The sequence below is a fragment of the Rhodoplanes azumiensis genome, from assembly GCF_042682915.1.
Classification (GTDB): domain Bacteria; phylum Pseudomonadota; class Alphaproteobacteria; order Rhizobiales; family Xanthobacteraceae; genus Rhodoplanes; species Rhodoplanes azumiensis.
Genome location: NZ_JBHUIW010000028.1, coordinates 1 through 14304, shown reverse-complemented (window position 1 = coordinate 14304; position 14304 = coordinate 1). Strand labels below are relative to the sequence as shown.

Here is a 14304-nt window from a genome sequence, read left to right as displayed (position 1 = left end):
CCTTGCTCCCTCAAACTTTCAGCCGGCCGCGGCGGACCAGCGGCCGCGCGAACAGCTCGGCCAAGTCGGCCGCCTGCTCGAAGCCGTGCACCGGGGTGAACAGAAGCTCGATCGACCACTTGGTCGCGAGGCCCTCGGCCTCCAGCGGATTGGCGAGGCCGAGCCCGCACACCGTGAGGTCTGGCCGCGCCGCACGCGCCCGATCGAGCTGCTTGTCGACGTCCTGGCCCTCGGAGAGCACCGTGCCGGCCGGCAGCAGCGCCAGCTCCGCGGCGAGATGGCCCCGATGCAGATAGGGCGTGCCGACCTCGACGAGCCGCATGCCGAGCTCGCGCGCCGCGAACCGGGCGAGCGGCACCTCGAGCTGCGAGTCGGGAAAGAAGAAGATGCTCTTGCCCGCGAGCTTCTCGCGCTGGCGCGCGAGCGCGACGCGGGCCCGCTCGGCGCGCGGCGCGACGACGGCCTCGAGGTGCGTGGCGTCGACCCCGAAGGCCTTCGCGGCGGCGCCGATCCAACCGGTCGTGCCCTCGACGCCGAACGGGAACGGCGCCGGCAGGCGCTGCGCGCCGCGCTTCTCGAGAAGACGCGCCGTCTCGGCCAGGAAGGGCTGCGCGAGCAGCAGCCTGGTGTTCGGCCCGATCGGCGGCAGGTCGTCGGAGCGGCGCGGCGGGAAGAAGCGCACGCGCGCGATGCCGAGTTCGGCGAACAAACGGACGAACTGGTCCTCGACCACCTCGGCGAGCGCCCCGACCACGAGCAACGAAGGAGCAGCATCCGCGGCGGCGGCCGGCATCTGCGGCACCAGCGCGGCGAGGCAGGCGTCCTCGCCCTGCGTGAAGGTCGTCTCGATGCCGCTGCCCGACCACGACAGGATCCGCACCCGCGGGGCGAAGGCCTCCGAGAGCCGCTCCGCCGCGCGGAGAAGGTCGAGCTTGATCACCTCGGACGGGCACGAGCCGACCAGGAACAGGAGCTTGATGTCGGGCCGGCGCTCGATCAGCCGGGTCACCACCCGGTCGAGCTCGGCATTGGCGTCGGCGAGCCCGGCGAGGTCGCGCTCCTCGATCACGGCGGTGGCGAAGCGCGGCTCGGCGAAGATCATCACGCCGGCGGCCGACTGTAGGAGATGCGCGCAGGTGCGCGAGCCGACCACCAGGAAGAACGCGTCCTGGATCTTGCGGTGCAGCCAGACGATGCCGGTGAGCCCGCAGAACACCTCGCGCTGGCCGCGCTCGTAGAGCACCGGGGCATCGGTGCAGCCGAGCTCGGCGGACGGCGAAGCGACGGGCGGAACGATGGCGTTCATTGCGCCGCTCCGGCGAGGGCGGCGGCGTCCATCGCCTCCTGCTGCTTGCGGGCGGCCCGCAGCTTGAGGACGAACTGGGTCGCGTTGACGACGTAGGAGGCGTAGGCGGCGAGCGCCAGCGTCATCTGGGTGGCCACGTCGGCCCCGACCGCGACGGCGACCAGATAGGCGGTGTGCAGCGCCAGCACCAGCATGCTGAACACGTCCTCCCAGAAGAAGGGGCGCGCGAACAGATACTTGCCGAAGACCACCTTCTCCCAGATCGAGCCCGTGACCATGATGACGTAGAGCACGATCGTCTTGATCACGACCGAGGCCGTGGCTGCGACATAGCCCTCGCCGGTGGCGAGAAAGCGCAGCACCAGCCCGAGGCTGACCAGGAAGACGAGGAATTGCAGCGGGGCGAGGATGCCCTGCACCAGCGTCCACGGCGAGGCGTCGCGGCGGACGCGCTCCTCGGGCGTGTAAAGCCCGACGGACACCGCCGCCGGCGCTGCATCGGAGGAAACCTGCATCCGATCAGAACCCGAGTTGTCCGACAATCGGTAATGACACGGACTGTCAACCGCCCTTGACGGGCGGGACGCCGGATGGTGCGATGAATCTCCCGCAGCGCCGCGGCCTGCCGCATCTTGCGTTGCGCAACATGCAGACGAGACCACCCCCTCTGAGTCACCCTTTTGCATCGCGCCGCTCCTTGCGCGTGCCATCGTGAAGGCAGCCTAAGATGCTTCCCTGGTGGTGTCAACAATTCTGTACGTAAACTAAACTTGACTGTTCATCCCCGCGGGCTTTAACTGGTTGAGAGGCGTAGCTATGGCCGAAGCGAGACCCCAGGTGGCGGCGAGGGATTGGTGGGTCAGAACGAGCGGCTATCCTGGCGACGGCCGCGCCGCCGAACGGATCGCCGTGGGCGACGTTCACCGCAGCGAGGCACACCGCAGCGAGGCGCACCGCAGCGAGCCGCCGTGGTCCTCCTCCGCGGTGGCGACACCGGTCAACCGCGCCGTCGAGCACCACATCGTCCCGAAGCTCGTGCTCGCCCACGCCTGCACCTGTGACGAGCTGCCGATGCCGGGCACCGCACTGGACGCGGACGAGGTCGCCGAGCTGACCGACCGGGTGCTGGCCGGCGACGACGCCGGCGCGCTCGGCTTCGTCGAGGCCGTGCTGGCGCGCGGCATGCCGGTCGAGCGCGTCTATCTCGACGTGCTGGCGCCGACCGCCCGGCGTCTCGGCGAGATGTGGACCGACGACACCTGCGACTTCACCCAGGTCACGCTCGGCCTGTGGCGGCTCCATCGCGTGCTGCGCGAGTTCAGCGCCTCGTTCCACAGCGAGGTCGAGCACCTGCAGGAAGGCCTGCCGGTGCTCCTCGTCCCGGCGCCCGGCGAGCAGCACACCTTCGGCATCGCCATGGTGGCGGAGTTCTTCCGCCGCGCCGGCTGGCTCGTCTGGGACGCGCCGGTTCCGGCCCGCGCCGACCTCGCCGCCATGGTCCGCAACGAATGGTTCGCCGTGGTGGGCTTCTCGTTGAGCTGCGAGTCCCGTCTGGAGGCGCTCGCCGCCTGCATCCAGACGGTTCGCCGCGAGTCCTGCAACCGCTCGGTCGGCGTGTTGGTCGGCGGTCGCGTCTTCGTCGATCACCCGGACTATGTCGCCCGGGTCGGGGCCGACGCGGTCGCGGTCGACGCTCGCCAGGCCCCCATTCAGGCCCAGAATCTCGTCGCCGCGCTCGCCCATCGTCCGTGATCGACGCCACGCGCCGACCAGGACGATGGCGGGCCGGTGACGGCTCGAAAAAGGACTTGGTCGCACGTGAACGGCTTCAGAGCGCCGATAGAGTCGTTGGGCGAGCTGGACGTGAAGGCGGCGGCGACCCTCGTCGCGGCCGCGGCGGACGTTGCGCTGGTGGTCGGCGACAACGGCATCATCCGCGACATGGCCTGCCAGAGCCCGGAGCTGCGGTCCGCCCTCGAGGGTCACGGCCCGCTGCTCGGCCAGACCTTCGCCGACACGGTGACGACGGAGAGTCGTCCCAAGGTCGAGGCGCTGCTGCGCGAGGCAGGCGACAAGGCGACCCCGCGCCGCCAGGTCAATCATCCCTCCACCCGCGGCATGGACGTGCCGATTCTCTATTCGGCGATCCGGCTGGCGTCCGGCCCGCTGGTCGCGGTCGGCCGCGACCTGCGCCCGGTCGCCGAGCTGCAGCAACGGCTCGTCGAGGCGCAGCAATCGATGGAGCGCGACTACACGCGCTTGCGCCACGCCGAGACCCGCTACCGGCTCCTGTTCCAGATGTCGCCCGAGCCGGTGCTGATCGTCGACACCTCGTCGCAGCGGGTGGTCGAGGCGAATCCGGCCGCCGCCCAGACCTTCGGGGATCTCGGCCGCCGCATCATCGGCCGCCCGTTCCTCGAGGCATTCGAGCCCGACACCGTGCCGGCCATCCAGGCACTGCTCGCCGGCGTCCGCTCGGCCGGCCGCTCCGACTCGACGCGCGCCCGCCTGGTCGACTCCGGCCGCACCGTGTTCGTCTCCGCCTCGCTGTTCCGACAGGAGAACGCCTCGCTGTTCCTGGTCCGCCTGTCGCTGCCGGAGCGCGACGGCGCCGGTGCCGGCACCGAGAGCCGGGCGAAGCTGCTGCGCTTCTTCGAGCACGCCCCGGACGGCATCGTCGTCACCGACCGCGACGGCCGTCTGCTCGCGGCCAACCCGGCCTTCCTGGACCTCGCCCAGCTCGCCAGCGAGGAGCAGGCGCGCGGCGAGTCGCTCGAGCGCTGGCTCGGCCGCTCCGGCGTCGACCTCAACGTGCTGGTCGCCAATCTGCGCCAGATCGGCTCGGTGCGGCTGTTCGCGACGACGCTGCGCGGCGAGCTCGGCGCCCAGGCCGAGGTCGAGATCTCGGCCGCCGCCGTCGCCAACGGGGCGGAGCCCTTCTACGGCTTCACGGTCCGCAATGTCGGCCGCCGCCTGCCGACCGACGCGCGCGCCGGCCGCGAGATGCCGCGCTCGGTCGATCAGCTCACCGAGCTGGTCGGGCGGGTGTCGCTCAAGGAGCTGGTGCGCGAGGCGACCGACGTGGTCGAGCGCCTGTGCATCGAGGCGGCGCTCGAGCTGACCGGCAACAACCGCGCCTCGGCGGCCGAGATGCTCGGCCTGTCGCGCCAGAGCCTCTACGTGAAGCTGCGCCGCTACGGCCTCGCCGACGCCGGCGACCACGGTGAAACCGAAGAGTGAAGAGTGAGCGCCCCGGGATGAGCGTGACGACGACCATGCAGGTGCCGGCCCCGTCCGCCGTGCTCGAGCTGCTGAAGCCGATCACCTGGTTCCCGCCCATGTGGGCGTTCGCCTGCGGCGTCGTCTCGTCCGGGCTGCCGCTCGGGCCGCGCTGGCCCGTGGTGGTGGCCGGCATCGTGCTGTGCGGGCCGCTGCTGGTGGCGACGAGCCAGGTCGTCAACGACTGGTTCGATCGCCATGTCGACGCCATCAACGAACCGCACCGGCCGATCCCGTCCGGCCGCATCCCGGGCCGCTGGGGCCTCTATCTCGCGATTCTCTGGACCGGGATGTCGCTGGCGCTGGCGAGCCAGCTCGGCGCCTGGGTGCTGGGCGCCGCCGCGGTCGGCCTGGTGCTGGCCTGGCTCTACAGCGCGCCGCCGGTTCGGCTGAAGCAGAACGGCTGGTGGGGCAACGCCGCCTGCGCCATCACCTACGAAGGCTTCGCGTGGTTCACGGGCGCCGCCGTGATGATCGGCGGCCTGCCCGACTGGCGAATCGTGACGCTCGCCGTCCTGTACAGCGTCGGCGCGCACGGAATCATGACGCTCAACGACTTCAAGTCGATCGAGGGCGACATCCGCACCGGCGTGCGCTCGCTGCCCGTGCAGCTCGGCGTCGACGCCGCCGCCCGCCTCGCCTGCATCGTCATGGCGGTGCCGCAGGTGATCGTCATCGCCCTGCTGGTCGGCTGGGGCAAGCCGATCCAGGCCGCGATCGTCGCCGCGCTGCTCGTCGCGCAGGGCGGGCTCGCGGTGCGCTTCCTGCGCGCGCCGATCGCCAAGGCGACGTGGTTCAGCGGCCTCGGCGTCACGCTCTACGTCGCCGGCATGATGACGAGCGCCGTCGCGCTCGCGAGCCTCGGAGTCCCGGCATGAGCCCGACCGCGCACCTCGCAGCGGGCGCGACACCGCTCGGTATCGTCGGGATCGTCCGGCTCGGCCTCGTGCAGACGGCGCTCGGCGCGATCGTGGTGCTGACCACCTCGACGCTCAACCGCGTGATGGTGGTCGAGTTCGCCCTGCCGGCGATGCTGCCCGGCGCGCTCGTCGCCATCCATTACGCCGTGCAGGTGCTGCGGCCGCGCTGGGGCCACGGCTCCGACTCGGGCGGCCGCGCCACGCCGTGGATCCTCGGCGGCATGGCGACGCTCGCGCTGTCGGGCGCCGCCGCCGCGATGGGCACGGCGATGCTCGGCACCAGCGTGGCGCTCGGCGTCGCGATCGCGGCGCTCGCCTTCGTCGGCATCGGCATCGGGGTCGGCGCGGCCGGCACCTCGCTCCTCGTTCTGCTCGCCAAGCGCGTCGATCCGGACCGCCGCGCCGCCGCCGCCACCATCGTCTGGGTGATGATGATCGTCGGCTTCATCGTCACGGCGGGCGGCGCCGGCCATCTGCTCGATCCGTTCTCGCCGGCCCGCCTCGTCACGGTCGCGACCAGCGTGTCGGCGATCGCCGTCGTCGTCTCGGTGCTGGCCGTCTGGGGCGTCGAGGGCGATCCTCGCGCCGCGACCACGCCCGCGGCCGCGGGCCGCGGCGAGGACACCCGAAAGGTGCCGTTCCGCGAGGCGCTGGCCCAGGTCTGGGCCGAGCCCGAGGCGCGCCGCTTCGCCGTCTTCGTGCTGATCTCGATGCTCGCCTACAGCGCCCAGGATCTGATCCTGGAGCCGTTCGCCGGCACCGTGTTCGGCTTCACGCCGGGCGATTCGACCAAGCTCTCCGGCGTCCAGCACTCGGGCGTGCTGATCGGCATGGTGACGGTCGGCATCGCCGGCACGGGCCGCTTCGGTCGGGCGCTCGCCTCGATGCGGGCGTGGTGCATCGGCGGCTGCATCGCCTCGGCCGTGGCGCTCGCGAGCCTCGCGCTCGGCGCCTTCGTCGGCCCCGGCTGGCCGCTGCGCGCCTGCGTGTTCATGCTCGGCGTCACCAACGGCGCCTACGCGGTCGCCGCCATCGGCTCGATGATGGGGCTGGCGAGCCAAGGCCGCGAGCACCGCGAGGGCGTGCGCATGGGCCTGTGGGGCGCCGCCCAGGCGATCTCGTTCGGGGTCGGCGGCTTCGTCGGGACGCTGGCGAGCGACGTCGCCCGCGCCCTGCTCGGCTCGCCCGTCGCAGCCTACGCCACCGTCTTCGCGCTCGAGGCCGCGCTGTTCCTGGTGTCGGCCGTGCTGGCCGCCCGGGTGCATCCGGGCCGCGTCTCCGAGCGCACCATCGCTTTGACCGAGGGCGAGACCGACGCGGACGACCCGCTCTACGCGCCCGCGAAGGCAGGGAGGTGACATGACCATGCCCGCACTGGAGACCTACGACACCGTCGTCGTCGGCGGCGGCCCCGCCGGGGCGACCGCCGCCACCGATCTCGCCCGCCGCGGCCGCGCTGTGCTGCTGCTCGACAAGGCCGGTCGCATCAAGCCGTGCGGCGGCGCCATCCCGCCGCGCGCCATCCGCGACTTCGACATCCCCGACCACATGCTCTGCGCCAAGATCACGGGCGCCCGCATGGTGGCGCCCTCGGCCCGCCAGGTCGACATGCCGATCGACGGCGGCTTCGTCGGCATGGTCGACCGCGGCCCGTTCGACGAGTGGCTGCGCGAGCGCGCCGCCAAGGCCGGCGCCGTCCGGCGCACCGGCACGTTCGAGAGGATCGAGCGCGGCGCCGACGGCCTCTCGATCCTCCACTACCGCGACAAGGAGAGCGGCACGCCGCGGAGCGTGCGCGCCCGCACCGTGATCGGCGCCGACGGCGCCGTCTCCCAGGTCGGCCGCCAAGCCGTGCCGGGCGCCGACAAGGTGCCGATGGTGTTCGCCTATCACGAGATCGTCCGGTCGCCGGAGGCCGGAGTCGGCGACTTCGACCCGGCGCGCTGCGACGTCTACTATCAGGGCCCGCTGTCGCCCGACTTCTACGCCTGGATTTTTCCGCACGGCGACACGACAAGCATCGGCACCGGCTCGATGAAGAAGGGCTTCGCGCTGCGCGAGGCGGTGGCGCAGCTGCGCCGCGCCACCGGGCTCGACGCCTGCGAGACGCTGCGCCACGAGGGCGCGCCGATCCCACTGCATCCGCTCAAACGCTGGGACAACGGCCGCGACGTGCTGCTCGCCGGCGACGCCGCCGGCGTGGTGGCGCCGGCCTCGGGCGAGGGCATCTACTACGCGCTCGCCGGCGGCCGGCTGGCCGCCGAGGCGGTCGACGAGGCGCTGGCGACCGGCGACGCGCGCGCCCTCGCGCTCGCCCGCAAGCGCTTCATGAAGGCGCACGGCCGGGTGTTCTTCATCCTTGGAATGATGCAGCGCTTCTGGTATCGCAGCGACTGGACGCGCGAGCGTTTCGTCGGGATGTGTCGCGACCCGGACGTGCAGCGGCTCACCTGGCAAGCCTACATGAACAAGGAGCTGGTCCGGGCCAAGCCCGCGGCTCACGTGCGGATCTTCTTCAAGGACGTCGCCACGCTGTGCGGTCTCGCTCGCCCCTGACGCTTCGCGTCGACCTGCCGCAGGAGCCGCGCGCGCGCGGCTTCTGGTGGCCTCTCGTGCTCGCCACCCTGTTCACGACGGGGATCGCCATCGTCGGCGGCGAGCTCACCCAGCTCGGCGACTGGTATCAGGCGCTGAAGAAGCCGTCCTGGCAGCCGCCCGACTACGCCTTCCCGATCGTCTGGACGACGGTGTTCACGCTCTCGGTGATCGGCATGGCGTTCGCCTGGCGCGACGTCGCCTGCCCGCGGCGGCGCGGCGTGGTGGTCGCGCTGTTCGTGCTGGTCGGCGGCCTGAACATGCTGTGGAGCTTCCTGTTCTTCAATCAGCAGCGGCCCGACTGGGCGCTGATCGAGGTCGGCGCCCTGTGGCTCGCCGTGGCCCTGATGGTGGTCGCGCCGCTGACGGACTCCAAGCTCGCCAGCCTGCTCTTCCTGCCGTACCTGGTCTGGGTGACGATCGCCTCGTACCTGACCTGGACCGTGGTGCAGCTCAACGGCCCGTTCGGCTGACCGGCCCCGCGATGGCCGAGCTCTTCGCCAGCGGCCGGATGATCGACCTGATCCTGGCGCTGGTCGTGGTCGAGGCCGTCGCCCTCGCCGTCCTGCACCGCATCACCGGGCGCCTGCCGCCATTGTCGCGACTGCTGCCCAATCTCGCGGCCGGTGCCTTCCTGCTCGTCGCGGTGCGAGCCGCGCTGGTCGGTGCCGACTGGATCTGGATCGCAGCCTGCCTCGTGGCTGCGTTGATGGCCCATATCGCGGATATATTGACCCGCTCGACATCGGGTACCGTCAAGTCGTCGTGACGACCGAATCCGGTCGCGCCTCGACAACCGACCGGACGCAACTTCGTCGGAACTGCGCCGTAGTTGCATACCCGGTCAAAATTCCCTGACACTTTGCGTGTTGACGCTTGAATTACGCCGCGATCCGCAATAGCTCAATTGACGGACGCCGCGTCAGCTGTCCAATTGACAAGCAAGGAATGGGAATTCGAGCCATACTGATTCGCCCCGGGTGAGCGAACCCCTGTGCCGCCGGGCTCCCGCTGAGACCATCTGTCGTGGTCATGTGAACTTGATCAACGAGGGCAGCGCGCGGTCGCCTCTTTAACGGTTTCGGTATCGAGCGACCATGACCAGTCTGAACATCTCGCAGCCGGACGTCACCCTGTTGCTCGACATGGACGGGGTGATCCGGGAGGTCACGCTCTCCGACGCGATCTCCGAAAAAGGCGTCGAAGCCTGGCTCGGTCGTCCCTGGGTGGACACCGTCACCGAGGTCGGCGGCGAGAAGGTTCGCCGCATGGTCGAGGACGCCCTCAAGACCGGCGTCTCGGCGTTCCGTCAAGTCACCCAACGATTCCCCAGTGGCCGCGAGCTGCCGATCGAGTACACCACCGTGCTGCTCGGCGGCCGGCCTGGCCTGCTCGCCATCGGCAAGAACCTGCAGGCGGTGGCGGAGTTGCAGTCGCGGCTGATCGCCGCCCAGCAGACGATGGAGCGCGACTACTGGAAGCTGCGCGACGTCGAGACCCGCTACCGACTGCTGTTCCACACCTCGACCGAGGCCGTGCTGCTGCTGCGCGCCTCCAATCTCCGCATCATCGAGGCGAACCCGGCCGCCGTGCAGGCGCTCGGCGCCGTCGGGCCGCGCCCCGACAGCGTCGCCGGCCGCGACTTCCTGGCCGATGTCCTGCCGGACGAGCGCGACCTCCTGCAGGCGATGCTGCTGCGGGTGCGCGAGCAGGGCAAGGCGCCCGGCATCGTCATGCATTTCGGCCAGACCCGGAAGGCGTGCCTGGTCCGCGCCTCGCTGATGACCTCGGATCCGGGGCCGATCTTCCTGATCCAGCTCTCCCCGGTCGGCGCACCGCTTTCGATGCCGGCCCAGGCCGACCGCCTGTCGGTGGAGGATCTGATCGAGCGCATGCCGGACGGCTTCGTGGTGATCAACCAGGAAGGCGTCATCCGCCGCGCCAACCAGGCGTTCCTCGATCTCGTCGAGGTCGGGGCGAAGGGCCTGGTGGTGGGCGAGCGGCTCGGCCGCTGGCTGTGGCGCCCCGGCGCCGACCTCACGGTGCTGCTCGCCAACGTTCACCGGCAGCGCTTCGTCCGCCTGTTCTCGACCACCATCCACGGTGAGCTCGGCGCCTCGACCGAGGTCGAGATCTCGGCGGCCGGCACGGGCGATCCCTCCAACCCGCATATCGGCGTCGTGCTGCGCGACGTGGCACGGCGGCTGCCGCCGGCCGAGGACGCCAACCGGCTGATCTCGGCGCTCGGCCCGCTGACCGAGCAGATCGGCAAGACCTCGCTGCGCAAGCTGGTGCGCGACACCATCAACGTGGTGGAGCGGCACTATGTCCGGGCCGCCCTCGACCTCGCCGGCGGCAACCGAACCGCCGCGGCCGAACTCCTGGGCTTGTCCCGGCAGAGCCTGTACGCCAAGCTCAATCGTTACGATCTCGGCGACGACCCGCCGGCCGGCGGGGCCAAGAGCTGAATAATACCACCGACTTCGATTTTATCCTTATCCGCCGCAAAAGCTGGACGAGGCGCGTCCTGTTTCGGTTAGATTGTCGATCTCGAAGCCGAAGGATGCCCGTCCTGCGAACCGCACGCCGGCGGATCGCGGCGACGACGGTCCGACGGATCGGCGTCCGACCGGGCGTGGCACGACCGGCGGCGACACGACTGGCAGCGACACGTCCGGCGGCGACACGTCCGGCGGCGACATGGCCGGCAGCGACATGGCCCGCTTCGGCTGGCCGAACGGGGGCGCCCGCACCGATGCACCGACGCCTGCGACGATGCGTCCGGACCGGCCCCGGCCCGACGACCCCGAACCGACCCCACCCGTAACGACGGCACGAGCACGACACCGGAGCAACGAGACTTGGGCGAGCCACTCGCGATCCCGCCGTTCGGACAGGCCGACCTGTCGAACTGCGAGCTGGAGCAGATCCATCTCGCGCAGTCGATCCAGCCGCACGGCGCGCTCATCATGATGCGCGAGAGCGACGGCGTGGTCGTCATGGCCAGCGCCAATGCGGCGACGTTTCTCGGCGTGCCCGGCCCGGTGCTGGGCCGCCGGGTGGCCGACCTGGCACCGACGCTCGCCGAGGCGATCGCCCCGCATCTCGCCGAGCCGCTGGACACCATCCCACACGCGATCCGCTGCCGCTTCGGCGGCGCCTCCTGGGACGTGCTGATCCACCGGCCGCCCGGCGAAGGGCTGGTGATCGAGCTCGAGCGCGCCGGCGCTGCGATGCCGCTGGCGTCGCAGATCGAGAAGGCGCTGCAGGGCATTCTCGGCTCGCCCTCGCTGCGCACCCTGTGCGACGAGGCGGCCCGCATCTACAAGGCGATCACCGGTTACGACCGGGTGATGATCTACCGGTTCGACGAGCTCGGCCACGGCCAGGTGTTCTCCGAGCAGCGCGAGCCGGAGCTCGAGTCCTATCTCGGCAACCGCTACCCGGCGTCCGACATTCCGCAGATCGCCCGACGACTCTACGAGCGCAACCGCGTGCGCGTGCTGGTCGACGTCGCCTACACCCCGGTGCCGCTGGAGCCGCGGCTGTCGCCGATCTCGGGAGCCGATCTCGACATGTCGTTGTGCGGGCTGCGCAGCATGTCGCCGATCCACATCCAGTACCTGAAGAACATGGGGGTCGGCGCGACCCTCGTCGCGTCGCTGATGGTCGGCGGCAAGCTGTGGGGGCTCGTCGCCTGCCACCACTACGTCCCACGCAGCGTCTCGTTCGAGGTGCGGGCCGTGTGCGAGCTCCTCGCCGAGGCGGTCGCCACCCGGGTCGCGGCGCTGGAGAGCTTCGTGCAGGCGCAGGCCGAGCTGTCGGTCCGCCGGCTCGAGCAGCGCATGATCGAGGCGATCGCCCGCGAGGGCGACTGGCGGATGGCGCTGTTCGACCAGTCTCAGGCGCTGCTGACCCCGGTGAACGCCACCGGCGCGGCGCTGCTCTACGACGGCCAGATCCTCACCACCGGCGAGGTGCCGGGGACGCCGGATCTGCGCGCCATCGGAGCCTGGCTCGACAGCCGGCCGCGGCTGCCGCTCTATGCCACCTCGGCGCTCGGCGCCGAGAAGCCGGACTTCGCCCGCCTCGCGGCGGTGGCGAGCGGGATTCTCGCGACCCCGGTGTCGCCGTCGCCGAGCGAGTATCTGATCTGGTTCCGACCCGAGCGGGTCCGCACCGTCACCTGGGGCGGCGATCCGTTGAAGCCGGTCGAGGTCGGCGCCACGCCGAAGGATCTCTCCCCGCGGCGCTCCTTCGCCAAGTGGCATCAGCTCGTCGAGGGCACGAGCGACGCTTGGACGTCGGCCGACCTCACCGCGGCGCGGCTGATCAGCGACACGGTCACCGACGTGGTGCTGCAGTTCCGCGCCGTCAGCTTCCTGATCGCCCAGCATCAGCTCGACACGGTGCGCAGCCAGGTGCGGGTCTCCGACCAGCCGGCCGTGATCGCCGACGCGAGCGGCCACATCCTCTTGTGCAACGCCGCCTTCAACCGGCTGTTGCCCCTCTCGCACGGCGAGCTCGCCACCATCGACGACCTCGTGCCGCTGTTCGTCGACGCGGCCGAGGTGCGCCGGCGCATGGTCGATCTCGCCCGCGACCATCGCACCTGGCGGGGCGAGGTGCAGCTCGCCGCCGGCCAGGACGATCCCCGCCAGCTCCTGGTGCGGGCCGACCCGGTGTTCTCGTCGCCCGGCAAGGTGCTGGGCTTCGTCCTCCTGTTCATGGACCTGTCCGAGCGCAAGGCGGCCGAGAGCGCCCGCAGCCGCTTCCAGGAGAACGTGGTCGACCGCAATGCGCTGTTCTCGGCGCGGCTCGAGCCCAAGGCCGACCACATCTACCGCACCCTGCTGTCGCCCGTGGTCGAGAACGCGCAGCTCGCCGCGCTGGAGATCACCGACGGGCTCGACACCACCCGGATGGCCGAGATGCTCGGCAGCGTGCAGGCCTCGGTCTATCGCACCGCCGAGGTGCTGGCGCATCTCGCCGCCCACGCGGCACGCGCCGAGGAGGTGGACGCCGCGCCGGCGCCGAGAGCCGTCGGCGGGGGTTCGGTGGAGCCTCGGCGCGGGTCCGGCGGCCCCGGCGACAGCCCCGGCCCGGCGCCCGGCCGCGGACCGCGCCGGCCGAACTGATCCGGACGTCCCCGGCGGCCCGGCCTGGGGCGCGCGGCACGGCCGCCGAGACGCCGACGGGACGTGTCCGACGGCGCTCCTCCGTCTTTCTGCGCACAGGCGGAGCCCCTGTCGACCGCAGCCGTTCGCTCGAAACAACCGCCTACGCGACCGGGACCGGCGCGCCGGCGCGCGTCGCGGTGCCGTCGGCGGCCGCCTGCACGGCCCAGAACAGCGCGATGTTGAGGCGGAACGCCCGCATCGCCTCGGCGAGGATCGTGTCGGGCCGCTCGGTCTCGAACGCGGCGCGGTCGATCGCCGCCCGGTAGCCGTTCTTGTAGGCGTCGAGATCGCCGATGCCGGCGAACCGGTAGATGTTGCGCATCCCCGCATCGAGGCCGAGCGTGCGAGCCAGCACCTGGCTCACCGTCTGGCCACCGCTGAGATCGCCGAGATAACGCGTGTAGGCGTGCCCGATCAGGCCGACGCCGTCGCCGGCGGCCGCCTCCGCCACCGCCGCGGCATAGGCACGGCCTTCCGGCAGCAGCGGCACGGCGGCGGCCGCCGCGGTGCCGCCGCAGAGATTCTCGAGGTCGAGCGCGATCGCGCCGGCGCGGAAAACCTCGTCACGCACGATATGGCGGACCGCGGGCGAGTCGCGATGGCGATCGAGACCGCGCTCGATCGCTTCGTAGACGGCGTGCAGGTTGCGCAGCAGCAGCGCGTAGGCGGCCCGGCTCGACCGGCCGCGCACGATGTCGCTGATCGCCCCGGCCTTCTCGGCCTGGCGGTGGAGCGGCGCCGTCACCTCGCGCAGCGCGCTCGACAGGCCGATGCGGCGGATCTCGTCGGCGCTCGGGGGGGTGGATGGCGGCGCCGGCGCCGCCGTGGGGGGCGCGGCGTCGGCCGTCGCATCACGATCGCCCGAGGGGGCGCCGGCGGCGACATCGGAACGTTGGGTCATGCGGCCTCCGAACCAGGCGCCGACTAGACGTCAGACGTCCGGCGAAATCAATGTCCGGAGCGCCGGATCCAGGGCACCGAACTCGGGTTAACGGCGGTTTCGGGGTAGCGGAAGGTCTGATTC

12 protein-coding genes are annotated in these 14304 nt (G+C 71.3%); 9 read left to right on the top strand and 3 right to left on the bottom strand.

Annotated elements, in window-relative coordinates; all coding sequences use genetic code 11:
* Positions 1–10 precede the first annotated feature (10 nt).
* Together ACFSOX_RS19930 and bchF are read right to left on the bottom strand one after the other, a co-directional pair.
* Entirely contained in the window at positions 11–1306 is a 1296-nt protein-coding gene (locus ACFSOX_RS19930; RefSeq protein ID WP_378479574.1) for a ferredoxin:protochlorophyllide reductase (ATP-dependent) subunit N, read from the bottom strand.
* The gene (gene bchF / locus ACFSOX_RS19925; protein ID WP_378479573.1) at positions 1303–1821 is read right to left on the bottom strand and encodes a 2-vinyl bacteriochlorophyllide hydratase; all 519 of its coding nucleotides are present in this window, start codon (positions 1819–1821) and stop codon (positions 1303–1305) included. Before bchF ends, ACFSOX_RS19930 begins: the two co-directional genes overlap by 4 nt.
* A 394-nt stretch (positions 1822–2215) precedes the next feature.
* Between bchF and ACFSOX_RS19920 the strand changes: the two genes are divergently transcribed.
* From ACFSOX_RS19920 to ACFSOX_RS19880, 9 genes are all read left to right on the top strand, one after another.
* Entirely contained in the window at positions 2216–3058 is an 843-nt protein-coding gene (locus ACFSOX_RS19920; protein WP_378479572.1) for a cobalamin B12-binding domain-containing protein, read from the top strand.
* 96 nt (positions 3059–3154) lie between these two features.
* Entirely contained in the window at positions 3155–4546 is a 1392-nt protein-coding gene (gene ppsR, locus ACFSOX_RS19915; RefSeq protein ID WP_378479571.1) for a transcriptional regulator PpsR, read from the top strand.
* Between the two features lie 17 nt (positions 4547–4563).
* A complete protein-coding gene (gene chlG / locus ACFSOX_RS19910; RefSeq protein WP_378479570.1) occupies positions 4564–5463 on the top strand; it encodes a chlorophyll synthase ChlG in 900 nt (299 codons plus the stop codon).
* On the top strand, positions 5460–6863 hold the full coding sequence (locus ACFSOX_RS19905) for a BCD family MFS transporter (protein ID WP_378479569.1): 1404 nt from the start codon (positions 5460–5462) through the stop codon (positions 6861–6863). The genes chlG and ACFSOX_RS19905 overlap by 4 nt, the downstream gene beginning before the upstream one ends.
* A 7-nt stretch (positions 6864–6870) precedes the next feature.
* The gene (locus ACFSOX_RS19900; protein WP_378479624.1) at positions 6871–8061 is read left to right on the top strand and encodes a geranylgeranyl diphosphate reductase; all 1191 of its coding nucleotides are present in this window, start codon (positions 6871–6873) and stop codon (positions 8059–8061) included.
* Positions 8040–8573 (top strand): TspO/MBR family protein, encoded by a 534-nt coding sequence (locus tag ACFSOX_RS19895; RefSeq protein ID WP_378479568.1) that lies wholly within the window; start codon positions 8040–8042, stop codon positions 8571–8573. The genes ACFSOX_RS19900 and ACFSOX_RS19895 overlap by 22 nt, the downstream gene beginning before the upstream one ends.
* A gap of 11 nt (positions 8574–8584) precedes the next feature.
* A complete protein-coding gene (locus ACFSOX_RS19890; protein WP_378479567.1) occupies positions 8585–8869 on the top strand; it encodes a hypothetical protein in 285 nt (94 codons plus the stop codon).
* 328 nt (positions 8870–9197) lie between these two features.
* A complete protein-coding gene (gene ppsR / locus ACFSOX_RS19885) occupies positions 9198–10568 on the top strand; it encodes a transcriptional regulator PpsR (RefSeq protein WP_378479566.1) in 1371 nt (456 codons plus the stop codon).
* Between the two features lie 393 nt (positions 10569–10961).
* Positions 10962–13238: a GAF domain-containing protein gene (locus tag ACFSOX_RS19880; RefSeq protein WP_378479565.1), complete on the top strand. Its 2277-nt coding sequence runs from the start codon at positions 10962–10964 to the stop codon at positions 13236–13238.
* 142 nt (positions 13239–13380) lie between these two features.
* Here the strand turns inward: ACFSOX_RS19880 and ACFSOX_RS19875 are convergent, their stop codons facing one another.
* The gene (locus ACFSOX_RS19875) at positions 13381–14181 is read right to left on the bottom strand and encodes a biliverdin-producing heme oxygenase (protein ID WP_378479564.1); all 801 of its coding nucleotides are present in this window, start codon (positions 14179–14181) and stop codon (positions 13381–13383) included.
* Between the last annotated feature and the right edge of the window lie 123 nt (positions 14182–14304).